This window comes from Microcystis sp. 0824 (genome assembly GCF_003112475.1).
Classification (GTDB): domain Bacteria; phylum Cyanobacteriota; class Cyanobacteriia; order Cyanobacteriales; family Microcystaceae; genus Microcystis; species Microcystis aeruginosa_C.
Window position 1 is genome coordinate 155056 of record NZ_BDSM01000026.1, and the last position, 25512, is coordinate 180567.

Genomic DNA, 25512 nt, shown 5'->3' on the forward strand with positions numbered 1-25512 from the left:
TTTATGGGGGCAGGGTCAAGGGTTGGCAATGGCGGCCGAAAAACAAGCCGGATCCTAGTTCTAGGGCTAAATAACCGTTTTCCCATACCTGACCGAAAAAGATTACAATCAAGCGAAAGGTCAAGAATCGATCGCCGTCGAGCGAGGAGTGAATATGCGTGCCTTACTGATTTATCCCGTTTTTCCGCCGACTTTCTGGTCCTATAACAAAATTCTGGAATTAGTTGATCGCAAAGTCTTACTTCCTCCCCTGGGTATGGTGACGGTGGCGGCGATTTTACCCCAGGAATGGGAATTTAAACTGGTTGATCGCAATATTCGGGCGGTAACAGAAGCAGAATGGGACTGGGCCGAAATCGTGATTCTTTCCGGCATGATTGTGCAACGTCAAGATTTAATCGAGCAAATTCACGAAGCCAAACAACGGGGTAAACTGGTGGCCGTGGGTGGTCCCTATCCCACTTCCATCCCCCATGAAGTGGCCGAGGCCGATTTTCTGATTCTCGATGAGGGAGAAATCACCATCCCGATGTTTGTAGAAGCATTGGCAAGAGGAGAAACTAAAGGTGTTTTCCGCACCACAGAAAAACCCGATGTGACAATTACCCCAGTTCCACGCTACGATCTGCTCGATTTTGAAGCTTATGATTCCATGTCAGTGCAGTTTTCGCGGGGATGTCCCTTCCAGTGCGAATTTTGCGATATTATCGTTCTCTACGGTCGTAAACCCCGCACCAAAACCCCCGCACAATTATTAAAAGAATTAGATTATCTCTACGAGTTAGGTTGGCGCCGGGGCGTGTTCATGGTAGATGATAATTTTATCGGTAACAAGCGCAACGTTAAATTACTCCTCAAAGAATTAAAGGTTTGGCAAGAAGAACACCAGTATCCTTTCCGGTTTAACACGGAGGCATCGGTGGATTTAGCCGCCGATCCGGAATTAATGGAAATGATGGTCGATTGTTACTTTGATGCCGTCTTTTTAGGTATTGAAACCCCCGACGAAGAAAGTTTACAATTAACCAAAAAATTCCAAAATACCCGTAGTTCTTTAACCGAGACGGTAGAAAAGATTATTAAAGCCGGATTGCGCCCCATGGCGGGATTTATCATCGGTTTTGATGGCGAGAAAAAAGGAGCAGCCGAGCGCATCATTAATTTTGTCGAAGAAGCGGCCATTCCTACGGCTCTATTTGGAATGTTACAAGCTTTACCGAATACCGCCCTATGGACTCGCTTGGAAAAAGAAGGACGACTACGATTAACGGGGAAACAGGACATTAACCAAAGTACCCTGATGAATTTCGTTCCCACCCGGCCGATCGAAGATATTGCTACAGAATATATTGAAGCCTTCTGGACATTGTACGATCCGGAGGTATTTCTCGATCGCACCTATCGCTGTTTCCTGAAATTAGGCGCACCTAAAGCTAAACCGGCCTTTAAACTGCCTCGCCGGGCCGATCTCTATGCCCTAGCGGTAATTATCTGGCGACAGGGCTTTAAACGTTCCACTCGCTGGAAATTCTGGCAGAATTTATTCGGTATTTTGCGCCATAATCCCGCCAATGCCGAACACTATATCACTGTCTGCGCCCACAACGAGCATTTCCTTGAATACCGTCAGATTGTCCGGGATGAAATTACGGCACAATTAGCCGAATTCCAACGCCAAGAGGCATTAATAGCGGAAAAAACCGCCATAGCTGCCTAATTATTCCGAGGATGGGTTTATTTACCCATCCTTAACCCCATTTATCGATTTTCCAGTTCACAGGCCCCAATACTAACCCATTGACTAGAGCCATCAGACCAGTATTCTTTTTTCCAGATCGGGGCATTATGCTTGAGAGTATCAATAGCATAACGACAGGCTGCGAAAGCTTCCCCCCGATGGGGACAACCCACCGCTACTAAGACGCTAATTTCCCCGATTTTTAGCTTACCAGTGCGATGGTGAATGACAACTCGATTGGTATCGGGCCAAGTTTGCCGAATTTGCCGAGCAATTTGCCGGAAAACTTCGATCGCCATGGGTTCATAGGCCTGATAATCAAGATAAATAACCGGCTTACCGTCGGTTTGCTCCCGTACAGTACCACTCATTAGTACAATAGCCCCATTCGCCCCATCATCGGCTAATTGATATACTTCCTGCAAAGATAAAGGAGCAAAACTGATGCGAAAACTATCTAGCGTCATGGATGCTTTTTTCAGTGTTGCCAAAGGCACGGCGTAGCCGTCCAGTAAACAGTAATCAGTAATCAGTAATCAGTAAATGCTAATCAGTGAAGTGAAAAGACAGCACTGTTAATGCCATTTAATACTCCTCACTTGATACTGCTCACTGAAAACTCAAATCTGATAACTGCTCACTGATAACTGATAACTGATAACTGATTCCAGGCTGACAGCTATATTAATCCACAGCGCGACGAATTTGCAGACAACACCATTCTTGACGTTTCCACAGGGCAGCCACTGTCCAGCCTTGGCGTTCTAAAATATCTGTAACTGCTTGTGCTTGGGTAACAAGGATGCCGCTTAAAATTCCCCAAGTGGTGGGTTTTGCCAGACGGGTGATTTCCGGCATTAAAGCGATAATTGTCTCGGCTAAAATATTACAAACGATGCCATCGACACCATCGGGAATTAATTCTAATAACTCCTCGACACTACCCCGATTAATAGCTAAATTTTCGGGGTTAATCCCGTTGAGATGGCGATTACTGCGCGTCGCACTCACCGCCAGCGGATCTGTATCGACAGCATAAACTTTTTTAGCCCCCAATAAAATCGCCCCGATCGCCAGTATGCCGGAACCACAACCGATATCGGCGATAATTTTATTCTCTGGATGGATACTTAAACGCATTTCTAGGGATTCTAGACATAATTGGGTGGTGGGGTGCGTTCCCGTGCCGAAAGCGGAACCGGGGTCAATTTTAATCACCAATCTCTGGTTATTTTCCGGGGGATTTAACCAGGCAGGACAGATCAAAAAGCGATCGCCGATCTCGCCCAGCTGCCAATGTTGTTTCCAACTGCTAGCCCAGTCTTCCTCGTCGATTAACTGCCAACTGGTGACAGGTTCGGGAAAACCTAAAATCAAAGCATCTTCCTTTAACCAGAGGCTTAGTGCCTCTAAATCGGGCAATTGCGCTTTAATTTCTGGTATATAGGCCTTAATCTCTAAAGAGGATTGTTTTTTAGCAGTGGCCGTTCCCGAACAGCCAAAATCCTCCAGTCTCCAGAAAACCGTTTCTTCGAGACTAGGTTCGCACAAAACCGTAATTTCCCACCAACTATTAGACATATATCAGTTATCAGCTTCTGAAGGCAAGAGGCAACAGGCAAGAGGCAAAAGACAGAATCTGACAATTCTCCTACCTAAAAAGAAGGTTAGAAACTAAGCACATCAAAGCTTTTAGCTTAACCAATTAGGTCTGAGATTCGGACCTTGTGATCAGGGATCAGTTATCAGATTTGAGTTTTCAGTCAACAGTATTAAGTGGCAAGTTCCGAGCTTTCCTTTCACTGATTACTGTTTACTGATTACTGTTTACTGATAACTGATTTAATCTAGAGTTTTACCGTATAAGCATCGCGGATACCGGGGACTTTAGTAATTTCCGAGAGAAGACCTTCCGGTAGAGGATCATCGAGACTCAGGGCCATAACTGCGTCACCGCGAATAATTTTGCGTCCTACCTGCATACTGGCGATATTGACATTAAAACTGCCTAAAAGTGCGCCAATTTTACCGATAATACCTGGCATATCTTGGTGAAGGGTGAAGAGCATATGATTACTCGGTGGCACGTTAATGGGGAACTCATCGAGGTCAGTAATGCGGATTTCTCCCGTACTTAACAGCGCTCCAGTGACGGAATGGGTCCCCATAGAACCATTAGCTTCCAAATGAATCGATCCCGAATAGTCCCGGGTGGAAGCGTCCCGAGTTTCGATTACCCGGATACCGCGTTCCTTAGCTTCGATCGCTGCGTTAACATAGTTTACCCGTTCCCGGAGGGCTTGGGAAAGTAAACCCTTAATTGCCGCTACCACCAGAGGTTGACTGTCTTTAGTGGCCAATTCTCCCTGTAAACGGACATTTAACGAGTCACAGCGACCTCCTGCCAACTGGCTGACGAGATTACCCATAGTTTCCGCTAATTGCAGGTAAGGGCGCAGTTTTTCCATAACATCGGGAGTTAATCCGGGGATATTAACGGCCGAACGCGCTGGCAAACCGAGGAGGACATCGCGAATTTGTTCGGCCACATCAATAGCCACATTAACCTGTGCTTCCGTAGTCGAGGCACCTAGGTGGGGAGTGAGGATGACGTTAGATAATTCTCTTAATCTAGATTCGCCTAAAGGTTCCTGTTCAAATACATCCAAGGCTGCCCCGGCGATTCTACCGGATTCGAGGGCTTCAATTAAAGCCAACTCGTCGATAATGCCGCCTCTGGAACAGTTAATGATGCGGACCGTGGGTTTCATCTTAGCGATGGTTTCCCGACCGATGAGATGCTGGGTTTCGGGAGTTTTCGGGACGTGGAGAGTGATAAAATCGGACTCAGCAAAGAGTAATTCTAGATCCACCAAGGTGCAACCGAGTTGATCGGCTCGTTCTTTGGAAATAAAGGGATCGTAGGCGAGAATTTTCATACCTAAGGATCTGGCAACGGCGGCGACGTGGGAGCCAATTTTACCTAAACCGACGACTCCTAGGTTCTTTTTATAAACTTCTGTGCCGATAAAGCGATTTCTTTCCCATTTATTCGCTTTTACCGACTGATTGGCATCGGGAATATGACGGGAGAGGGATAACATCATGGCCAAGGCGTGTTCGGCAGCGGCGATCGTGTTACCTTCGGGAGAGTTAACGACAATAATACCCTGACGAGTGGCTGCGGGAACATCGATATTATCGACTCCTACCCCCGCACGGCCGATAATTTGCAGTTTGCTGCCCGCTTCGACGATTTCTTTGGTGACGCGGGTACTGGAACGGAGCATCAGCGCGTCGTATTCGGGGATAATTTGAATGATTTCCTCGGCGGATAGTCCTGTTTTCACGTCCACTTGGGCAACCTGTGACAGAATTTCTACTCCTACCGGATCGATCGAATCGGATACCAGAACTTTGGCCATAATCTTTATAACGTGCTTTTTTCAGTCTACGGGCAAATGCTTGACCAATTGGGGTCTAGCCGCAATAGCCCATTTTAGAAGCAAAGGGTGCAGTCTATGGCAAAATTAGCGAAAAGATTTTAGGTTGTCCTTCTCATGGTCGTCAATGGTGTCCATGTCAGCCTCTTGCCCTTGTCGCTGAGATATTGCTAATTTAATCACGGTGGCATCGAGTTTTCCTCTTCTTTTTCTAAGACTTTTTCTAGGGCTGCCATTGCTTCTGTTTGAAAATTTCTAAGTAGCTGGTTATAATTAAATTAAGAATGGATTTTAGGTTCGATCCCCCCTGCCCCCCTTGATAAGGGGTGTGCCGATCCTTCCTTGATAAGGGGGGTTTCTGATAATTTTTAACGCCTACCTACTTATGATATTCACACAGTAGAGAAAAAGCCAAAAACCTCCGTTATACTTAACGGAGGTTTGTCAATTAATTAACAATTTTTGGTTACAATTTCGCCCCACATTCAGGACAGAATTTATTATTCCAACTGTTAACCGCGCCACAACTGGGACAATTGAGCATTTCACAACCCCCGGTGACAATTTTCGGTAAACCAATCATACGCGCATTACTTTGGCCGGGGGCGACCATGGGATAACAATTTTCATCCTTAGTCACGATCGCATTGACTAAAACTGGACCATCATGGGCCAACATTTCGGCAATTTTTGCGGCTAATTCCTCTCGATGGCGAATAGTAATCCCTTTAATGCCGTAAGCTTGGGCTAACAGTTCCACATCCGGCATTCCCGCTTCCATATTGGAATTAGAATAACGTTCCCCATAGAAAGCTTCTTGCCATTGACGTACCATACCCTGCCAACCATTATTAATAATAATCGTCTTGGCATGGATATTAAATTGGGTTAGGGTGGCCAATTCCTGTAGATTCATTTGGAAACTGGAATCACCACTAATACAGATGACCTCCTCATCGGGAATAGCCACCTTTACCCCCATCGCAGCCGGTAAACCGAAACCCATCGTCCCCAATCCCGCGCTAGAAATCCAACGTCGGGGACCATTTTTGAGAAATTGGGCCGCCCACATCTGATGCTGGCCCACATCGGTGGTGTAGTAGGCGTGGGGTGCTTGACGGCCCACCTCAACGATTACTTCTTGGGGGGAAAGTCTCCCTTCTGGTCGAGGTACTTGTAGGGGATAATCTTGCCGCCAGCGCTCGATCTGGGCTAACCAAGCTTGGCTGCGATCGGGATTGGTGGGATAATCAAATTCTCTGGCTTTGTGGAGTATTTGTTCTAAAACTACCCGCACATCCCCGACAATCGGCACGTCAGGGGCGCGATTTTTGCCCACCTCGGCGGGGTCGATGTCCACATGGATTACCTTAGCTTTCGAGGCGAATTCGTCCAATTTTCCGGTTACTCGGTCATCAAAACGAGCGCCGACGGCAATTAATAAATCACACTCGGTCACGGCAAAATTAGCGTAGGCGGTGCCGTGCATTCCTAACATTCCCACCGAGAGGGGATGATGTTCATCAAAAGCACCGATCCCCATTAACGTGGTGGTGACGGGTAACTGAAAACGCTCGGCAAACTCGGCGATTTGGGCGTGGGCATTCGCCGCGATCGCACCTCCGCCAACGTACAGTAAAGGTTTTTCGGCGGTTTCCAAGAGGTGTAAAGCGGCCTCGATTTGACGGCGATTGCCCTTAACCGTGGGACGATAGCCGGTTAGTTTCACATCTCCCGGTTCGACGGGGATATAATCGCAGGGTTCTAAACCGACATCTTTGGGAATATCGACTAAAACCGGCCCCGGTCGTCCTGTACTGGCGATATGGAAGGCCTCAGCGACGATTCTCGCTACTTCCCGGGCATTTCTAGCCACATAGGAATGTTTAACAATCGGGAGAGTAATACCATAAATATCGGTTTCTTGGAAAGCATCGGAACCGATGGCCGCCCGACTCACCTGACCGGTGATAATTACCATCGGGATGGAGTCCATGTGTGCGTTAGCGATGCCTGTCACCAAATTGGTCGCCCCGGGGCCGGAAGTACCGAAACAGACCCCCACTTTGCCGGTGGCCCTAGCGTAGGCATCGGCGGCATGGGCGGCCGCTTGTTCGTGGCGCACTAAAATATGTTGTAATTCTCCCCGCTCTTCAAAGCGGTAGAGTTCGTCATAGATGGGCAGGATCGCACCACCCGGATAACCGAAGATGTGCTTAACACCATGACGTTTGAGACTGTCCATCAAGGCATAAGCCCCAGAACAACGCTGGGGAACCGTTGTTAAAGAGTCATTGGGCTTGGGAAGTGATGAAACCACAGGGCAAACCGTCCAATTTCTAATGAGAGGGATAATTGCAATTCTGTTGCCTAGTATGCAACTTGAAAAATAGCAAAACTGATAACCTTATACTTTTAGTGTATTCCATCTCACCTTTTTGGCCGCAGTTTTTTTTCTTTTTGCATCTTACCCATGCAATATCTGGGGAAGTGGGGTGTGGGGTGTGGGCTTCGGCCGTGAGCTCAGCGTTCGACTGAGCTCAGCGTTCGACTGATCTCACGCCGAAGTCTCACGCCGAAGTCTCACGCCGGGGTCCGAACGGTTTCTGCTTCTTTCCCGAAGGATTTTTCGCACCTGCCTTAACAGATTTACTCTGTTCTGGTCTTATGGTCGCGACCCGGACTGACACCGCAAGCCCTGCGGCCAAAATGTTTTTACTGGCGTTAATATCTCGGTCATGGTGAGTCCCACAGTCTGGACAATCCCACTCTCGAATATTTAACGGCATTTTCTCAGCAATATACCCGCAATTACTGCACCGCGTAGAGCTAGGAAACCATCTATCTATTTCGATGTAATTTCTGCCGTACCAACGGCATTTGTAGGCTAATTGTCGAGTGATTTCTCCCCAACTAACGTCAGATATTGCCTGAGATAATTTCGGGTTTTTTACCATATCCTTGACGGCTAAATTCTCAACCACAATCGTTTGGTTTTCACGAACTAATTGAGTGGTTAGCTTATGTAAATGGTCTTTTCTGCTATCGGTGATTCGAGCCTGAATCTTAGCTACTTTGATTCTTGCTTTTTCCAGATTTTTTGACCCTTTCTGTGTTCGAGAATGAACAATTACCGTCGCCTCATAAACAAGTTGTAGACAACGCCAATCAGCACCAAAACCAAAAGCAGGTGGATTAAGCTGCCGCCAATGTTAATGGAGAATCCTAACAACCAGAGGATGAAAAGTATAACAACGGCAGTCCAAACGAGATCAAACATATTTCCCTCCTTGATTTAGAGAAAAGTGATGAAAATTCAGTCATCGATCCTTAATTGAGTATATCTTGAACCTGATCTTTCACATCTTCTACTGCATTGCGAACTTGGCTTTCGACTTGTTTAGCTTTTCCAGCAACTTGATCTTGGCGGTTGCCAGTAGCTTTACCTATCGCTTCTTGAGCTTTGCCTTCAATGTTCTTTGTGACTGCTTTTGCCCGCCCTTTTAACTTCATCTGGTCTTTTATATCTTCTGCTGCGTTACGAGCCTGACTTTCGACTTGCTTGGCTTTTCCCATCATCTGATCTTTGGGATCGCCTGTCATGTTGCCAATCGCTTCTTGAGCTTTGCCTTCAATATTTTTCGTAACTGCCTTGGCTCGATTCATGCTTGCGATTTGAGTCTGCGATTGGGTGGGTAAAGTTGCAGCCCAACTATTTGTAGTTCCAAAATCAAAAGCTATAGTAATTGCCAGCATTATAGTTAAAATAATGGTGACAAAAAAGCGACGAATCTGTTGAAGTGACATCATTTTAACTCCAAAAAAGAATTTGATGAATCGATGATACATGGATGATGAACAACTACTGTCTAGACCCTTTCGAGAAAGATTTTTCTAGTCTTTGACGGCGTAAGTTTACCGAGGGAGAGATCTTCGATTTCTTTGAGAAGCTAGATATCTGGTAATATTGGGTTTATTTACGCCGCCTTGTCCTAGTGTTTCACCTGTCCCGAAAGAAGCCATTTTTTGAGGAAGAGTTCCGATGAAATCTGGGTTTCAATCATTTGTCTGAATGGCGGTTGCCGTGACAAATGACCTACTAATCAATAATTTTTTTGACTTCATCTTTCACATCTTCGATAGTGTGACGAACTTTTGCTTCTGCCTGTTTTTCCTTGCCCTCTGCTTGAGCTTTGGGATCGCCAGTCAGATCTCCTACTGCTTCTTGAACTTTACCTTCGATATTTTTGGCGGTTGCCTCGGTTCTATCTTTTAAGCTCATGATGCTCTCCTTATTGAATTTGTTGGATTTGAGAACTGCTTACCTAAGTTGAGCTAACAATTCTGCTTCTGGTATTACTGTAACGGGTGGTTGTTTGATTTACTGTATGAATTGATTGAGTCTGTATGAATTGCTTGAATACGACACAAAATGTAACGATACCGTTTCTGCAAGCATAGAAATTACGCATTGACAAAAAGGCTTAAATGTGGGTGGTCTAATTTTGTTAGTCTTAGATACAATTTCTCTCTCGACTCTTGACAAAACCCTCTCCGATTTGATTTCCTGACACAAGGGCATCTCTTATAACAGAACAACTGATGAGAAACATTACGAGGCCAACAACTGCTCAATGTAATCTGGCTATTTACACCCTATTTTTGCTCGGCGAACCTAAATATATAAGCTGTGTTCGTTTGGCTCAAATTCTGGGCAATTTATCTCATGACAGTGTCAATCTTTTATTGTGGCGAGAGAACTATACACCCAAGGATTTGTTGGATGAAGTGGCTCCTCAAATCGAACTTGAAGGAGGAACAATCAGTACAGACGATATGGTAATTGACAAGCCTTATAGTCACCCAGCTAAAGCTGAGTTAATCGATTACTTTTACTGGTGGTAAACACAAAAAAGTAGTCAAAGGTATTAACGTAGTTACCTGATATTATACCGATTGTAAAGGAAGGTCAGTTCCCGTTAATTATTGAATCGTTAATAAACAGGAGGGTCAGACAAAACATGAATATTTCTTAGAAATGTTGGACGAAGTAAAAGCTTGGGGATTGAAACCAGAGACAGTCACAGGAGATAGTTGGTATGCTGCCAAAGAAACCATGAATACTCTTAAAGACAAGGGCTTTCGGGGTTTGTTTGCTCCTCATCGAAAATTTGGGTCTGAAACCCCGTCGTTCTACGACGGCTTTACTGTTAAATATGAGCATCGTTTACGAAATATATGCTAAAATGTGAGGTATGGAAAAAGCCTATTCGTTTCGATTTTACCCCACACCCGAACAAGAGTCGCTATTGCGGCGCACTTTGGGATGTGTAAGATTAGTTTACAACAAAGCTCTCCATCTCAGAACACAAGCTTGGTATGAAAAGCAAGAAAGAGTAGGCTACGCTCAAACTTCTTCAATGCTAACCGACTGGAAAAAGCAAGAAGAATTACACTTTCTCAACGAGGTAAGCTGTGTACCTTTACAACAAGGGTTAAGACACCTACAAACAGCTTTTACTAACTTCTTTGCTGGTTGTACTAAGTATCCTAACTTTAAGAAAAAACATCAGGGAGGAAGTGCCGAATTTACCAAATCAGCCTTTAAATTTAAAGACAAACAAATCTATTTAGCCAAATGCACAGAACCTTTACCTATTCGATGGTCAAGACAAATACCAGAAAGCGGTGAACCAAGTACAGTAACAGTCAGATTACATCCTTCTGGACGTTGGCATATATCAATTAGATTTGATGACCCAACAATTAAGCCATTACCAGTAACAGATAAAGCCATTGGAATTGACTTAGGAATTAGTAGCCTCGTGATTACCAGCGATGGCGATAAAGTATCTAATCCCAAGCACTTTAAAAAGCATTATCGGAGACTGCGAAAAGCGCAAAAAAATCTTTCTAGAAAACAGAAAGGGTCAAAAAATCGGGAAAAAGCAAGAATCAAAGTAGCAAGGATTCACGCTCAAATTACTGATAACAGAAAAGACCATTTACACAAGCTAACCACTCAATTAGTTCGTGAAAACCAAACGATTGTGGTTGAGAATTTAGCCGTCAAGAATATGGTCAAAAACCCGAAATTATCTCAGGCAATATCTGATGTAAGCTGGGGAGAAATCACTCGACAATTAGCCTATAAATGCCGTTGGTACGGCAGAAATTACATCGAAATAGATAGATGGTTTCCTAGTTCTAAGCGGTGTAGTAATTGCGGGTATATTGCTGAGAAAATGCCGTTAAATATTCGAGAGTGGGATTGTCCAGACTGTGGAACACACCATGACCGAGATATTAACGCTAGTAAAAATATTTTGGCCGCAGGGCTTGCGGTGTCAGTCTGTAGAGCGACTATAAGACCAGAACAGAGTAAATCTGTTAAGGCAGGTGCGAAAAATCCTTCGGGAAAGAAGCAGAAACCCAAATCGTGAGGTTTGGGAATCGCCGTCCGTTTTACGGCGGCGAGGATGTCAAGTGAATCGGTTAGTCTCGGTTGAACTAGGAACTAAATAGGGTTGGCGGCAAAAAGTTTGTTGGTGGGGTTAGGAGTCGGTCGTCGGTCGTCAGTAGCCGGTCGTTTCAGGCTTTGTTGCCCTCTTTGTTTTGTACCAATTTATGTACTAAAGAAAGGATAATGCAAGATTTTTGAAGGTCTTAATCCTATTTTCGCAGCATGAACATCGGATTTTAACAGGTCAAAAGCCTTATTTTAAAAGGGTTTTACCATTATTCAGCAAACCCCAGTTAGAATTTCTCCGATTTAAAGCGCAAATTGTTAATTGGTATTCCTGACAAAGGGAGTTATTTACTGAGGTCATCCGCTCTTTTATTGTCAATAATTTAGCATCCAACTTCCTTGACCTCAATAACTTGGAAGCCATAGTCTGAAGTTCAAAGGCATACTACGGAAATTCTGTCAATGCGTAAGTCCTAAAGCAATGATTAGACAAGGGGCTTAAGCCCCTTGTCTTCAAGGTTAGTTACAGTTGCTATCTTCTGTTTACTTCTTTTTAGCTGGAGCTGCTCGCGCAACTTGGGAGCATCTCATTTATGCAAGCCCTAATTATGCTTGTCGCTAAAACTTGCTTCTGGTCAGGCTTTCAAAATAGCTTGACATAAAACTTAATTTAGGAGTTACAAAGGTGAGATGCTCCCCGCAACTTTTGCGGCGTTGTCAGATTAGAATATGAAAGATGCAATGCAATCCTTGCTACCCTTCGACTTGGCTCAGGGCAAGTCAAAGTAATTTCAGTTCCAAGCTGATTCGGAGCATCTTTCAATTTGACAACGCCACTTTTGCTTTAACTTTGACGCTATTGACACCCTTGATTTGTTTTGCCAAGGGGTCAATTTTGTCGAGTTGCTCTTGAGTTTCTACGGTTCCAGAGACGACTACCGCTCCATCTTTAGCAGAAACTGTAAGTTGCCCTTTCGGGATGTTGGCTTCTAGCTTAGAGCGAACTTCACTGGAAAGGTCACTGTTGGCGCGATCCGCATCTCCTCCAGTTAGATTGTTGCGTTGCTCACGAGCGCGAATATCAGAATTGAGTTGATTTCGGCGCACTTGACTAGACGCATCGCTTTGGTTCTTTTGGACTGTTTTAGTATCAGGAACTTGCCCCGTTTCCTCTGTGGAAGAAGGGGCGTTGGTGCTAGTTTTAGCGTTGTTCCCACAAGCCACAGTTCCAATCAGTAGAAGGCTGCTGAGGATTAAAGTTGTGATCTTTTTCATGATGCAAATCCTTTAATAATTTCCGATTTTACAAACGAGAAGCAGGAGGATCGACATAGCCTTCAATTGCTAGGGCATTGTAAATTTCCCACTCGCGAATCCCTCGGCGCTTTAGAATTGTTTCAGCCTGAAGGATGTCAGCATCTGTACCGTCCACGATCAACAGGTAGTCTCCACGAACCACATAATCGTGATAGACTCGTGCCCGATCTTCTGGAATTCCTAGACCAATTAGACCACCTACCAAACCTCCGGTAGCCGTCCCGATTGCACCGCCAGCTAACGTGGTAGCGATCGCAGTTGCAGCCGCCCCTGCCAACATGACGGGGCCCACTCCAGGAATTGCCAATATGCCCAACCCAACCAGCAAGCCTGTCAGTCCTCCGATGGCTCCGCCTGCCGCTGCCCCAGTCTTTGCTCCTTCGTCAATATGAGTTGTTTTTGTTTCGGTAAGCTCTTGAACTCGTGTCTCACCAATCCGGTTGCTCTGCTCCAGTCGTTCAGGCTCTTTGGCAATGATTGATACCTCATTCATGGCAAATCCGTCATCTCGTAATCCATTCAGTGCCTTCTCTGCCTCTTGATAGCTAGAGAAGATTCCCACGGCTCGTTTACGGTTAGTTAAAGTCATTTTTCCCTCCAACGCTATGCGGTAAAAGCTTTGTAAATCCTATAGTATGGCGAACTATAGCGATTGAATTTCCTGATTTAAGTTGACAATTCTGCTCTTGGCATTACTGTAACAGGCGGTTGCTTGATTTACTGTATGAATTGATTGAGTCTGTATGAATTGCTTGAATACGAGACAAAATGTAACGGGCGATGCACGAGTTAAATTCCATCGACTTTACCCGTCAGACGCTCATCAAACTTCTGCTCATAATCGGGGTCTTGAGTTCCGAGGAGTTTGTCCCAGAACGTGAAATATAGACCGTAATGTACGGTGTACTTGCGATGATGAATGGAATGATGGGCAGGACCAATAAACCACCGACCCAACCAATGATGGGGAAATGAGGAGGGCAAGCGATCGATCCCAAGATGATTTAACACTGCCCAGATCGTCATCGTGGTGAGTGCCGCAATTAACGTGATGAAATGCAGGGGAAGGACAAAGACAATGCCGACCAGGAAGAGAGACTGAACGATCGCCTCTAGTGGGTCAAAGGCAAACGAAGTCCACGGGGTAGGATAGCGCGAGCGATGATGCCCCTGGTGTAACCACCGAAAGAGTGACGGGTGGTGAAACAAGCGATGGGTGAAATAGAAATAGGCATCCTGGAGAACCAACACAGCGCCATAACTAACCCCTAAATAACACAGCCCATACTGTTGAGGGTGGCTGTATAAGCGGGTAATGCCCCAACTGTATCCTGTCATGATGAAAGCCGCCGCCAGCGCAAACACCCCCGCCGAAAAAACCGAGAGCGTGATATCTTGTTGAATCGATCGCCAAGAGGGAGACCAATGCCGCAGGTTGTGATTGACAAAGGACTGACTCAAGGGCGAATAGAAGAACAAATAGGTTCCCCCAGCCACGAGAAAGTATCGCGCCAGGATGATCCCAAAGAAAGCGAACCCGTAAAATCCAAATGAGTGGTCTATCAATTCAATCTCCTTGCCATTCCCGATCTTCCAAGTCCTTTTGAGGTAACAGCAACGTGGCTTCAATTTCTTGCCGGATTGCGGCTGTTATTTCGCAGTTACTATTCAAACAATCGATCAGGAGTTGATTGGCCTCATAGTAGCGTTGGAGCAGCTGCTGTTGCTCAGTCGTAAACTGCCAGGGATGATGAATATTGCGATAATTGGCGATCGCACCCCGCAACTGTTCCACCCAGGCAGAATAGTTTTTCTGCCACCAGTGCTGAAGCCGTTCCAGGTTTTGACTCGGAGGTGGCAGTTGGTCTCTCAATTGTTGCAAAGACTTATAAAATCCAGCATCCAGAACCATCACCAGAATGTTGTTGAGTGCCTCGCTACAAGCATTGACGTATGCAAAATCCTGACTGTGGTCGATGGCAAACTCTACCAGCAAGTTCTCCAACGCCGCGTCTAACAACATCCCCTGATCGAGCGTGCTGGCTAAGGCAAAGCGATCTGCCGTATGCGGGCTTTGGGCAAGGGCAAGGTAAAATGCGCGTGCGGTCGCCACTTTGGGTTCGTCTGGGAGCTGCTGGGATTTTTGGCTGGCCCAACTCAAAAACTCTTGCAGATAGGAGTCTTGCGCGACTAAGGCATCAATTTGTTGCTTCATCAACTGCACCAGCGCATCTGCACTTCGCAACATGGCAGCCGTTAACAAGAAGACTTCGCGCCAGTGGGAATCGGTGATGTGACTCACCAACCCTCCCAGTGCTTGTTCCAATGCCTGCAAATTATGGCTGGCAACTATTTTTCGAGCCGTGAAGTATTCTTGAAATGCCAGATAAGAAAATGAAAAAATGCCTCGCGCCCTTTCTGTGAGGATTCCATGCTGTGCCTCGATCGCTTTCAGCATGGCTTCGCTTTCGAGTTGGAGTTCCTCTGCTTCCAGGGTTGCACCTGGCAAATTCCGCAAATAGTCGCCAATGTATTGCTCAATCGTGCGTTGCTCAAAAAAATACTGCCCCTGTTCAAAAGTCACTGCTGCAAGCTGGCTCAACAGCCTCAATTTTTGGGGCAATAAAAACCCCCGGTAAACCTGATCGCGTTCGACTCCTCGAGCTTCATCCCATTTACCCAGGAGCAAATCCAGCCCTTGTTTATAAAACTCAGCCCGCTTGCTCGGAAATTTCCCTTGACCCTGAAACACCCAGCAGGCGAGATGCAGAAACAGAGGTGTCACCACCAGTTGCCGAAATTGCCAGTTTTCCGGCAAGTCCAACTTCTGCATAAACTCAGCCGACTGCTCCTGCCCCGCTTGAGCAGTCGTTTTGCTCAGTGCCACAAACCACTTTTGCGCGAAGGTGCTGATTTGTGCCTGGGTAAAGGGGGCAATTTCTACATCAGTGAAACCTCGAATCTGGAGTTTTTGGGCAGCGGTGCGACAGGTTACTACAAATCGATTGCGATGATACTTTTCTGAGAATTGGCGAATTTCTCTCAGAACTGCTGTAATGTCCTGGTTGAGAACTTCATCCATGCCATCGAGCAACAGCAGGACTCTGCCCGCTTGCAGTAAGGTTTCCAGCACAGACGGGTTGGAAATTTCCGAGGTGAGCAATGCCTGACGGATGTAGTTGAACAGGCTAAATTCACCACTGGGACTGGACTCCTCGGCAAATTCTCTCAATAAGATAAAAATCGGCACTTGATTCGCAGCAAACTCGCCTTGGTTGCACTGAATCGCCAGATGTTGCAAAAAGGTAGTTTTGCCAACCCCCGGCCTGCCCAAAACTCTGAGCTTTGAGTAAGTTTCAACAGCCTGCATTCCGGGTATTTGCTTCTGCTCAACCTCTCCCAAACCGACGCGATCGAATTCAGCAGGACCCAAGTTTTGCCAATCGGCAATCTCCACCCACTGTTGACTGGCAATTTCCGCCAAAATATTGACATCCACATAGATGTCATCAATGTTGACTGGATGGCTGATATCTAGTAACTGCAAGATGCCGCACTGGTTTTGGATGGTGTCCAGGCGTCGCGCTCGCACCTCTTGCACCAGAGCATCAATATTAGTTTTCGCCAGTTCTCCTGGTTCAGGAAATTCTGCGGGCGGAGCGAGGGCAATCTCCCGCCAATCCAAATCCAGAATCGAACAAATTTCCAGGAAAACCTGGCGATCGACGGGTTTTCCTGTGAAAAACCGCCAAATCGGCTGGCGGGTCTTTAAGTTCACTTCCCCTGCTAGATTTTCCTGAGTCCACCCCGTGAGCGCAAAGGCTCGTTTAGCCTGTTTAATTCCCGAAGGGGAGGCCTGGAGCGATCTCTTGACCATACAATCCAATCCTCCCTATCGAGTCAGAATGAGTTCTGGTTGGGACGACCAGAAACTTCTAAGGGATCGTAGCCTAGTTGTTGAGTAATCCGTTCTCTGGCTAAGGCCCGGTACTCCCAAAAATGTTCTCCCGCCGCGCACAGACCTAAATAGAGATTGAGAACTTGGGGCTTTTTTTGCAAAATCGTCCATAATTGCCGCCAAAACTGTCCCCGAATGTCCCCTCGGCGGATACCCTGATGCCAGATTAACTGGGTAATCAGCCGTAACCCCTTACCCACGGGAAATTGCATGGTTTGCTTGTGTTTTGACTGCAAACCCAGACCGAGACATTGTTGGAAACAGCGTCGGAGATAGTGGCTGGGTTCGTACAGCGTCCAGAAGCCTTCGACATACTCTCTGGCAATTTCGGCAATCGGGCGGGTGGGGATAAAATTCATCAAGCTATTCTGATCTCCCGTCGGATGGATGCTGTCACCCTCAACTAAACGCTGTTCTTGCTGGAGACGATGCCAAAGAGCCGTATTCGGCAAAGATTGGAGAATTCCTAACATGGGCTGAGGAATACTGGTTTCTTCCACAAAGGCTTGAATCCTTTCCCCCGCACCAGAGCGCTCTCCATCAAACCCCAAGATAAATCCAGCATAGATTAGCAAACCGGCTGCATTAATCTTGCGACAGGCTTCCACCAGTGGATTGCGAGTATTTTGCAGTTTGCGCGTCACTTGCAGACTATCTTGGTCAGGAGTTTCAATCCCCAGAAAGACAGAATAAAACCCCGCCTCAGCCATCAGGCTTAACAATTCATCATCCTCTGCCAAATTGACCGAGGCTTCAGTAATAAAGGTGAAGGGATAGTCGTGCTGCTTCATCCAGGGAATCAAGTCTCTGAGAAAGCGTTTGACGTTGCGCTGATTGCCAATAAAGTTGTCATCGACGATGAACAACGAACCGCGCCAGCCTAGGTCGTAGAGAGTCTGCAACTCTGCTAAAGTCTGACTCGGCTCTTTAGTACGAGATTTGCGCCCGTAGAGGGAAATAATGTCGCAAAATTCGCAGTTAAAAGGACAGCCGCGAGAGAATTGCACTGCCATCATTAAGTAATCGTCTCGCTGAAGCAGGTCGAAGCGGGGGATGGGGCTGAGGGTCACGTCTGGCTTGTCCCCAGAGCGGAAAATTCCCTGGCTTTGACCTTGAGCGATCGCCTCCAAAAACAGGGGAACGGTTAACTCTCCCTCATCCAAAATGAGATAGTTCGCTCCAGAATCCAGGGCATCCTGGGGGACAGAGGTGGGGTAGGGACCGCCAACGGCGACTTTTTTGCCTAACTGCACGGCTTTTTGAATCAGAGCTTGAAAATCTGGCTTCTGGACTAACATGGCAGAGAGGATAACCAACTCACACCACTCCCAATCGGCTTCTGTTTCAGGATTGACGTTGCGATCATAAAATCGAATCTCCCAGTTTTGGGGGAGGAGGGCGGCGACAGTAATGATGCCGAGGGGTGGAATGGTGGCTTTCAGTCCCGCGATTTCCATAAAGCGATCGTAAGACCAGAAAGACTGGGGAAACTCAGGGTAGAGTAACAGGGCTTTCATCGAAAAAATGGGTCTGAAACCCGCCCTTTAGCGATAGCGGAGGGCGGCTTTACATAAGTTAGTGAGAAACAATTAAACCGTTAGAACGACGAATTAACTGAATCTTGCTAACAGTTATCTGTCCCAATCGTTGACCATTGGCATCGCTTACAGATAGCTGTTTTTCGGTATCTCCACTAACATAATCAATTCCTTTGGGAGAAGAAATTAAATCTCCTTTACGGAACCCATGTCTTGTGGTAGAGCCACCACATTTACGTCGTTTACCACCTTACAACTATGTCTGCTTCTTCATTGGAGGGGAATATACCGATGATCGAGTGAATATTTGTCATGAATTTCCTGTTTTTAGTACATAATTAGATTATATCTAACATTCCGCAGATCAGATTCCACTTCATAAATATCCCTCTTTGGGAGTATCTCATTTATGCAAGTGAGTAATTATATTTATCCATAAAACTGGTTTCTAGCAAGGCTTTCAAAATAGCTTGACATAAAAACCTGATTTAGGGGTTACAAAGGTGAGATGCTCCCTCCCTCTTAGCAATGCCATCGTTAGCATGACTTTCTGGTGATTGTTTTGCTTTATTTTTGGACTTTTCTAGTCGCAAATATTTTCTGAGATTAGAGGTTTGCCAACCAAAGCGAGTATGGACTTTTGCCAATTGAGATAGTTGCTCAATCGCCCATTTCTGTCCGACCATAACTGGCGAGAAACCTTTTCCAGACTTAGCTCCTTTTCTACTGGAAGTTAGATCAATATCGGTTTTGACATACTCAAAGTAAATGTCAGTAATTGGATAGATTTTGGTTAGTTCAGAAACGACTCGACTTCGCTCGACGTTGACGATTAGCTCTGATTGAGGGGGATAATTTTCCTTGTCTTCTATTTGAAAATCGTTTTTGTCGATGCGCTCTTAGATTAAAGGGAAGTTGGCGGTTAATCCGTCTTTTTCTACGTCCTCTTCGCATTAATCAGCGATTGTCTAGGCACTCTCTTACTCGCTTAAAAGGAAGTTCTAAGTGAGCCTTCCAAAGAGTAAAAAGGGAGGATTGAACGCCAATTCCAGAGAATAATTTACCCGGGTTAATACCAATGGCAATCGGTTGGGTTTTGCTATCGGAAGGTTCAGTGGTTAGCTGGACATAAAAAATATCTAAGTCGTTGAATTTACCGATAGCTTTTCCTTCCTTAATCCACCGCCTGGCCCGACTGGGTTTGGTGGGCATTAACGGTTTTCCGTCTTTTGAGATAACAGGAACTCTTGCCATGGAGATAATCCTTAAGAGTAAAGTTAAGATCCCTTCCCGCAACACAATCAAGATGTCTTGTCTAACAACGCTTTACCAATAAAGCTGAGAGGGAATCCGAACTAGGGAAGTATTCGGAGGTCTGGGCCAGATGGTGTCTCGATGCGGTAGTCTCTACTTGCGTCGCCTAAATTGGTCTAGGCAAGCCCCGTCCCTTTTAGGGCGGGGTTAGTGACGAATCAAATTATCTCAAACCCAGTCAACGCTTCGACATTTTGTCGGAAAGCGATTAAGGCATGATTAGCTTGATAGTTACTAATTCTGTACGCAAATATTGCATCTAGAATTAGCTTTGTACGCTTTGACCCGTACTGGGTTAACTACGAACCTCTCTATCGGATTCCCGCTAAAGGCGGCCTCTCCGACTACCTTTCTTCCAATATTTAAGGAACCATTAATATCTGCTCCATAGAAATAACCCGACGAGCTTCTGAATAGTCCTCTTTTAATTCTCTTGCCTAAATAGCTTTTTTGCTTTTGAATAGACTCTAAGTCTAAGAAACTACATTTAGAGGTATAGCTTTCATTAGTTGTTTTGACCTCTATTCCTACTAAATTTGCTTTATAGGTAAGTTGTTCGATAAACCTTGAATGAGGAATATTTACGAATGACTGGTTATTTCTATCTCCAATATTAATGTTTTGTTTCCAGCCTTGATTATGACCAATAACTAAAAGGTTAATTTGATGAGCTAGTAATTTATCAATAATATATTTACTAGCGGTGTGGAGGTAATAATCCACCTTGCAATTACGCTTTAAAGTTAAACCTTGTATTCTTTTACTGGTCTTCTGTAGACTGGGTAATTCCGATTTGAGTTTAGCTAGTGTCTTGTTGTACTTTTGATTGCAGGATTTTAAGGCTTTTCCACATACTAAAGTTGGCTGAAATTCGGGAATATTAGAGGTAACAGCAGCTAGGTTATTTAAGCCTAAATCGATAAAAGCATATCTTTCTCCCTCTTGACTTGATGAGGCTGGTTGTTCATAGACAATCTCTAAACAATAAGCACCCGATTTAGGAATAATCCTGACCTCTAAAACTTCCTTTAAATTAGTTTTAAATTCTAAATTAGTCCCTGATAGCTTGATTAAACCTTGCTTCAACGCTTTTTTAGAAATGGCTTGATAGTTATAAGTTAAAACGTTTCTACCTTTTTCCTTGTCTTTGTATCTTGGCAACTTAGGCTCTCCTGTAAATTTATCTGGCGATTTTTTGTATTGTTCTTTCGCTTTTTGGTAGGATTTAAAGGTTTTTTCTACTTGCTTTAATACTAACTGACTTACTTTGGCGGGTAAGGCTTGATAATCTGGACTCATTTTTAAGGCATGATGTAACTCAGTCATTGTTAAAAATGGTTGATGTGAAAAGAAAACTTGACGGTTTAAATAAACAGCACAATTATACAGATTCTTCGATAAAAATCCTAATTTATCAATTACTGAATAATTTTTGTGATTAAATTTAATTAGATGTTTTTGAACTAATTTCATCATTCTCCTCAAGGCATTTAATTAAACATTCTGTCTTTCTATTTCGTTGTCTTAATGAGTATAATCGAGCACAAAATGAGGTAATTATGCTCACGAAGTCTTGCATTAAATCGTCTTTTCTTTCTTCTGCTAGATTAACGACCTCTATATCTCTGTTTGTTTGAGTTAAAAGAACTTTCAGATAATTAAACCCTACTCTGCTTAAACGATCTTTATGTTCTACGACAATCAAATTATAATCAGTTTGTTCTAGAAGTTTTAATAATAGCTTTCGATGATCATTGACTCCACTTCCTACTTCTTTAACTACTCGAACAATTTGATAGCCTTTCGCCATACAATAAGCTTCCAATCTTTTTGCCTGAGTCTCTCAGTTAGATTTATTTTCTGAACTAGAAACTCGCCCATAAATAGCTACTTTATTTTCACCGCAAGAACGGTCATCTTCAAAAATAATAATTGTTCCTGTAGGAAGACGTTCTCCTTGTAACTGCCCTCGATTCCACATTCTCCAAGCAGTGTCATAACTGATCCCTTTTTTCTTAGCATAATCTGATAGTTTCATGTGAACTGCAATGTAAACTTACACTAACCATATTAGCAGTTGTTTGCAGTCATTTGCATATACTTTTTACAAAACTTTACAATACCTGACTGGGGTACGCTCAAGAGATGGCGATCGCCTCTGTTGTCGGTATCAAAATATTCTCGGAAATCGGCTTGGCATCGGGTAAGTAGTCCATAAAAAGCCTCATCTGATTCATTTGTACGGGACCAAAAATAGTGGCAAAAGAAACATCGGCTGCATCTCGTCCTGTGCCAACGCGAATTAGCCCGCTCTGAGGCACAAGGCGGGTAGGATCGAAAAGATACCAGCGACCCCCTAGATAAGCCTCAAACCAGGCATGAAAATCGGGGGGATTTAAACCATAGGCGTAGCCGGCAACAAAGCGTGCTGGAATATTCAAGGCCCGACAAAAAGCAATGCCTAAATGGGCAAAATCACGACAAACGCCTACCCTTTCTATCGCTGTATCGCAAGCAGAAGTTAAAGAATCACTGCTACCAGAGAGATACAAAACATTGTCATAAATCCAGTTACAGATAGCTGTCACCCTGGAATAACCAGGGACTAAATGGCCAAATTCAGCCGCGACAAAGCGCAATAATCGATCTGACTGACAGTAACGACTCGGATAAAGATAGTACAAGATATCGAGGGGTAAATCGGCCGGCTTTACTTCAAAAATCGTACTGGGGTCTGAATAATAAGGAGATAAGCCAACGGTTGCTCGATAGGAAATTTGCAAATTGCCAGGAGGGGCATTGAGTCGAAAGTATCGATTTCCACTGACAGAAGTGATGTATTCCTCAATCGACCGTTGAGAGTTAGAATGGAGGTCTTCCTGAACAATAATCTGATGGTTGTTGCTGACAATAGCAACATTAAGAATTAGAGTGCTTGCTTGCTCAATGCTGTAGGTTAATTCACAGCCAAGCTCATACTTTAGCATATCGTTTTTCCCTGTCCTTTCAATACGAGCAGATGCTGGAGCCGAAGCCGATTGTAACGCTGCACCCACAAACAAGGCAGGTTGAAAGCTGTTCCCACGGCGAGGTTTACCAGCACACCCCAGCCAGGAGTCCAGAGCATCGTCACTAACCAAAACAGCCAGATGGCGATGTGAACGTATTCCGCGCGACGGGTTTCAGCCAAAAAACGGGACATTACGGCACAGTCCCCACCGCCAACGGATGTTTTGCGAAAACCTCCTGGGAAGAAATCCCCTGCTTCTGGCAACCGATCCTTCCATCGCTTGATCCGCAGTACCCGATTGTACCATTGTCTATCTTCCCCCCAGATTCGTGGCCGGGTCAGGCAGGTGTCCGTTTCTAGGAATTTCAGGGGAAGTCGATGACCGACAAAACCGATCAAAAGCGACCAGACTGTCCAACCGACCACACAAAGCCCGACGATTACCCCATCCGGTAACTGTAGTATAGATAATCTCATTCATTCACCTTGCCATCGGGTACTTATCCTTCGTCCTTTCCATTCGATTTGACCACGTTCGAGATTCAGAATTGCCAGCAGGAACACTGCAATGAAGAAGGCAACCGGAATGGGGAAGAAAAAGACGATTGCTCCGAATGAACCCACTGGCCATACAATTACGGCTAACTGTATGGCGAAGGCAAGATAAAGCAGTACGTTATATAGTAAGGATGAATTCCCGACAATCGGCCAGCCAAATAGGGATGCGGGCAGACACCAAGCCGCCCAGAACAACCCTGAAAGCCAGAACACAACCGCCAGCATCCGCAGCCAAGAGACTTCCCCTGCTGCCGTTGCAAAGTTTTTGTCGAAACCAACAACCAAGTCCCGCAGCCCGCCGGGGTACATCCGATAGTCCAGTTGGCCATGACCAATGTATGCACTCACTGGCAGTCCCGCACTCTCATAAATATGAGCCATGAACCAGTCTTCTACAACATATCCTGCCACAGCGTCGTGGCCGCCGACCCGCTCATAGTCATCCTTGCTGGTAGCCATAGCCGGTCCAAAAGCCACACCACCTCTTGCTCCCAGTTTGACGGCCATCAAGCCGACGAGATTGAACAGAACCGCTAACAGTTCGTAGGGGCGTTCAGTGCGGTGATAGGGCTGAACTGAGACCAGACCACCTAAGTGTTGAACAGTTGCCACCAGCCTGCGGAGCAGCTCCTCCCCTGGCTCAGTGTCGGCATCGAGAAAGACGAGAATATCGCCAGATGAGGCTGCATATCCGGTTTTGAGTGCCCAGTTTTTCCCTGTCCAACCTGTGGGCAAAGGGCTAGTCTGCACTACTTTCACCCCGGCCTGTTCGGCGATCTGTGGGGTAGCATCGGCGGACTGGTCATCGATGACAATGATTTCGTAGGGCTTGAATGTTTGCTGCTTTAAGGCTGTTAGCAAATTAGGGAGGGTACTCTCTTCATTCCTCGCCGGAATCAAGACCGAGACTTTAGGCGAACCGACGACTGAAAGGTCTGGAAGTCGCGGCAACCGCCACATCAATCCCCAGCCTATTAGCCAGCGCACCACCAGTGTGATGGACATCAGATCCATAATAATTCAACCTTTCCTTCCGTCTAGAACATCACTCACCTACCGATACGAATTCCCTTAAGAAAACTCAGCAATCCGAACACCTTAAGAATCCACAAAACGAGGGCGATGACAACCACAATGTTCAGGATTTGCTTGATCTTGCTGTCCATCGGAATGTAGTTGTTCACGAGCCACAATAGAACCCCAACCACGATGATAACTACCATAAACTGTACCAGATCCATGACTGAACTCCTTTCTCCGATCTAATGAGTTTCGTCAAGCATTTTATTCTCTTCATTATTATATATGCTCGTTTATATATGCTCGTTAGGTAGCCCGGGCAATCGCACACAATTCTTAAAGATACACAATAAATCTACAAGAGATACTCATGTAATAGCAATTAGGAGATAAATATTAAATTTTTCAAGTTAGTATACAGAATATTAACTATCTGTTTACAGGTTCGCACAAAACAATGTTAACGGACAAATGTTCATCACCAACAGCCCTGATTGAAAAACACTTTGGCACTCTAAAAGACCCTAGAGCGTTACACAACATTGAGCATTTGTGATAGATATTATTGTGATTAATATCTGTGCAACCATTTGTGGGGCGAACAACTGGGAAGCAGTTGCTGCCTATGGTATAACCAAATATGAATGGCTAAAAACTTTTCTAGCTCTGCCTAATGGGATTCCCTCTCATGATACATTGATCCGATTATTTGCCCGTTTAAAATCAGAAGAACTCCAGTCATGCTTTATTAGTTGGATGCAAGCAGTTCATCAGGTGACCAATGGAGAACTCTTAAATGTGGACGGGAAAACCTTACGAGGGGCAAAAGAACGAGGAAATAACCGCAGTTTAATTCCTATGGTAAGTGTCTGGTCAGCCACTAATCATTTGGTACTTGGTCAACGAAAAGTCGCTGAAAAATCCAATGAGATTACTGCTATTCCTGAATTATTGAAGATTTGAGAAATTCGAGGTTGTTTAGTAAGTATTGATGCCATGGTATGTCAAACTGAAATTGCCTCTACAATTATTGAGCAAGGCGCTGATTATGTATTAGCATTGAAAGCTATCAAGGAAATCTTTATGAAGATGTCACCCAATTGTTTAATAGGGGAGCATCTCACCTTTGCATAAATGCTTAATGCAA

20 protein-coding genes and 5 pseudogenes are annotated in these 25512 nt (G+C 45.1%); 4 read left to right on the forward strand and 21 right to left on the reverse strand.

Features of this window, described 5'->3' with window-relative positions; translation table 11 throughout:
• Window positions 1-154: 154 nt before the first annotated feature.
• Window positions 155-1717: a B12-binding domain-containing radical SAM protein gene (locus N0824_RS11405; RefSeq protein WP_002782705.1), complete on the forward strand. Its 1563-nt coding sequence runs from the start codon at window positions 155-157 to the stop codon at window positions 1715-1717.
• A gap of 41 nt (window positions 1718-1758) precedes the next feature.
• On the opposite strand, the gene N0824_RS11410 is transcribed toward N0824_RS11405, so the two are convergent.
• The 8 genes and pseudogenes from N0824_RS11410 to N0824_RS11445 all read right to left on the reverse strand — a co-directional run bounded on the left by N0824_RS11410 (window position 1759) and on the right by N0824_RS11445 (window position 9463).
• Complete coding sequence (locus tag N0824_RS11410) at window positions 1759-2205, reverse strand: molybdenum cofactor biosynthesis protein MoaE (protein ID WP_108936849.1); 447 nt, start codon at window positions 2203-2205, stop codon at window positions 1759-1761.
• A 217-nt stretch (window positions 2206-2422) separates the two neighbouring features.
• Window positions 2423-3319, reverse strand: coding sequence for a 50S ribosomal protein L11 methyltransferase (gene prmA, locus N0824_RS11415; protein ID WP_108936850.1), 897 nt, complete (start codon window positions 3317-3319; stop codon window positions 2423-2425).
• Between the two features lie 266 nt (window positions 3320-3585).
• Window positions 3586-5163 (reverse strand): phosphoglycerate dehydrogenase, encoded by a 1578-nt coding sequence (gene serA / locus N0824_RS11420; RefSeq protein ID WP_002784892.1) that lies wholly within the window; start codon window positions 5161-5163, stop codon window positions 3586-3588.
• 484 nt (window positions 5164-5647) lie between these two features.
• On the reverse strand, window positions 5648-7501 hold the full coding sequence (ilvB, locus tag N0824_RS11425; protein ID WP_108936851.1) for a biosynthetic-type acetolactate synthase large subunit: 1854 nt from the start codon (window positions 7499-7501) through the stop codon (window positions 5648-5650).
• 250 nt (window positions 7502-7751) lie between these two features.
• Window positions 7752-8303: pseudogene (locus N0824_RS11430) on the reverse strand (RNA-guided endonuclease TnpB family protein); the annotation flags it as partial.
• An 8-nt stretch (window positions 8304-8311) separates the two neighbouring features.
• Entirely contained in the window at window positions 8312-8461 is a 150-nt protein-coding gene (locus N0824_RS11435) for a lmo0937 family membrane protein (protein ID WP_016515029.1), read from the reverse strand.
• A 50-nt stretch (window positions 8462-8511) separates the two neighbouring features.
• Window positions 8512-8988, reverse strand: a complete 477-nt coding sequence (locus tag N0824_RS11440; protein ID WP_043999468.1) for a CsbD family protein — start codon at window positions 8986-8988, stop codon at window positions 8512-8514.
• Between the two features lie 292 nt (window positions 8989-9280).
• Entirely contained in the window at window positions 9281-9463 is a 183-nt protein-coding gene (locus N0824_RS11445) for a CsbD family protein (RefSeq protein WP_002752242.1), read from the reverse strand.
• 320 nt (window positions 9464-9783) lie between these two features.
• Here N0824_RS11445 and N0824_RS21005 point away from each other — a divergent pair, with 320 nt between their 5' ends.
• On the forward strand, window positions 9784-10086 hold the full coding sequence (locus tag N0824_RS21005; protein ID WP_199224906.1) for a hypothetical protein: 303 nt from the start codon (window positions 9784-9786) through the stop codon (window positions 10084-10086).
• Between the two features lie 350 nt (window positions 10087-10436).
• Window positions 10437-11624, forward strand: coding sequence for an RNA-guided endonuclease TnpB family protein (locus N0824_RS11455; protein WP_108936852.1), 1188 nt, complete (start codon window positions 10437-10439; stop codon window positions 11622-11624).
• 845 nt (window positions 11625-12469) lie between these two features.
• Here the strand turns inward: N0824_RS11455 and N0824_RS11460 are convergent.
• The 13 genes and pseudogenes from N0824_RS11460 to N0824_RS21670 form a co-directional block, all read right to left on the reverse strand.
• Window positions 12470-12925, reverse strand: a complete 456-nt coding sequence (locus tag N0824_RS11460) for a BON domain-containing protein (RefSeq protein WP_002783596.1) — start codon at window positions 12923-12925, stop codon at window positions 12470-12472.
• A gap of 28 nt (window positions 12926-12953) precedes the next feature.
• On the reverse strand, window positions 12954-13556 hold the full coding sequence (locus tag N0824_RS11465; RefSeq protein ID WP_002752246.1) for a general stress protein: 603 nt from the start codon (window positions 13554-13556) through the stop codon (window positions 12954-12956).
• Between the two features lie 200 nt (window positions 13557-13756).
• On the reverse strand, window positions 13757-14533 hold the full coding sequence (locus N0824_RS11470; protein WP_108936853.1) for a sterol desaturase family protein: 777 nt from the start codon (window positions 14531-14533) through the stop codon (window positions 13757-13759).
• 1 nt (window position 14534) lies between these two features.
• Window positions 14535-16844 carry an NACHT domain-containing NTPase gene (locus N0824_RS11475; protein ID WP_108936854.1) on the reverse strand — a complete coding sequence of 770 codons (2310 nt, stop codon included), beginning with the start codon at window positions 16842-16844 and terminating at the stop codon, window positions 14535-14537.
• Window positions 16845-16867: 23 nt separating this feature from the next.
• On the reverse strand, window positions 16868-18442 hold the full coding sequence (locus N0824_RS11480) for a B12-binding domain-containing radical SAM protein (RefSeq protein ID WP_108936855.1): 1575 nt from the start codon (window positions 18440-18442) through the stop codon (window positions 16868-16870).
• 58 nt (window positions 18443-18500) lie between these two features.
• Window positions 18501-18713, reverse strand: a pseudogene (locus tag N0824_RS21340) (hypothetical protein); the annotation flags it as partial.
• 274 nt (window positions 18714-18987) lie between these two features.
• A pseudogene (locus N0824_RS11490) lies at window positions 18988-19717 on the reverse strand (RRXRR domain-containing protein); the annotation flags it as partial.
• A 294-nt stretch (window positions 19718-20011) separates the two neighbouring features.
• Window positions 20012-21250, reverse strand: coding sequence for an RNA-guided endonuclease TnpB family protein (locus N0824_RS11495; RefSeq protein ID WP_108936856.1), 1239 nt, complete (start codon window positions 21248-21250; stop codon window positions 20012-20014).
• Window positions 21222-21815 (reverse strand): annotated as a pseudogene (locus N0824_RS11500) (IS607 family transposase). Before N0824_RS11500 ends, N0824_RS11495 begins: the two are co-directional and overlap by 29 nt.
• A 100-nt stretch (window positions 21816-21915) precedes the next feature.
• Window positions 21916-22764, reverse strand: a complete 849-nt coding sequence (locus tag N0824_RS11505) for a transglutaminase family protein (protein WP_002783606.1) — start codon at window positions 22762-22764, stop codon at window positions 21916-21918.
• On the reverse strand, window positions 22758-23264 hold the full coding sequence (locus N0824_RS11510; RefSeq protein WP_016515449.1) for a hypothetical protein: 507 nt from the start codon (window positions 23262-23264) through the stop codon (window positions 22758-22760). The genes N0824_RS11505 and N0824_RS11510 overlap by 7 nt, the downstream gene beginning before the upstream one ends.
• Entirely contained in the window at window positions 23265-24359 is a 1095-nt protein-coding gene (locus N0824_RS11515) for a glycosyltransferase family 2 protein (protein WP_108936857.1), read from the reverse strand.
• A 35-nt stretch (window positions 24360-24394) separates the two neighbouring features.
• The gene (locus tag N0824_RS21670; protein ID WP_016515447.1) at window positions 24395-24586 is read right to left on the reverse strand and encodes a Thivi_2564 family membrane protein; all 192 of its coding nucleotides are present in this window, start codon (window positions 24584-24586) and stop codon (window positions 24395-24397) included.
• A gap of 236 nt (window positions 24587-24822) precedes the next feature.
• Here N0824_RS21670 and N0824_RS21345 point away from each other — a divergent pair.
• A pseudogene (locus tag N0824_RS21345) lies at window positions 24823-25495 on the forward strand (ISAs1 family transposase); the annotation flags it as partial.
• Between the last annotated feature and the right edge of the window lie 17 nt (window positions 25496-25512).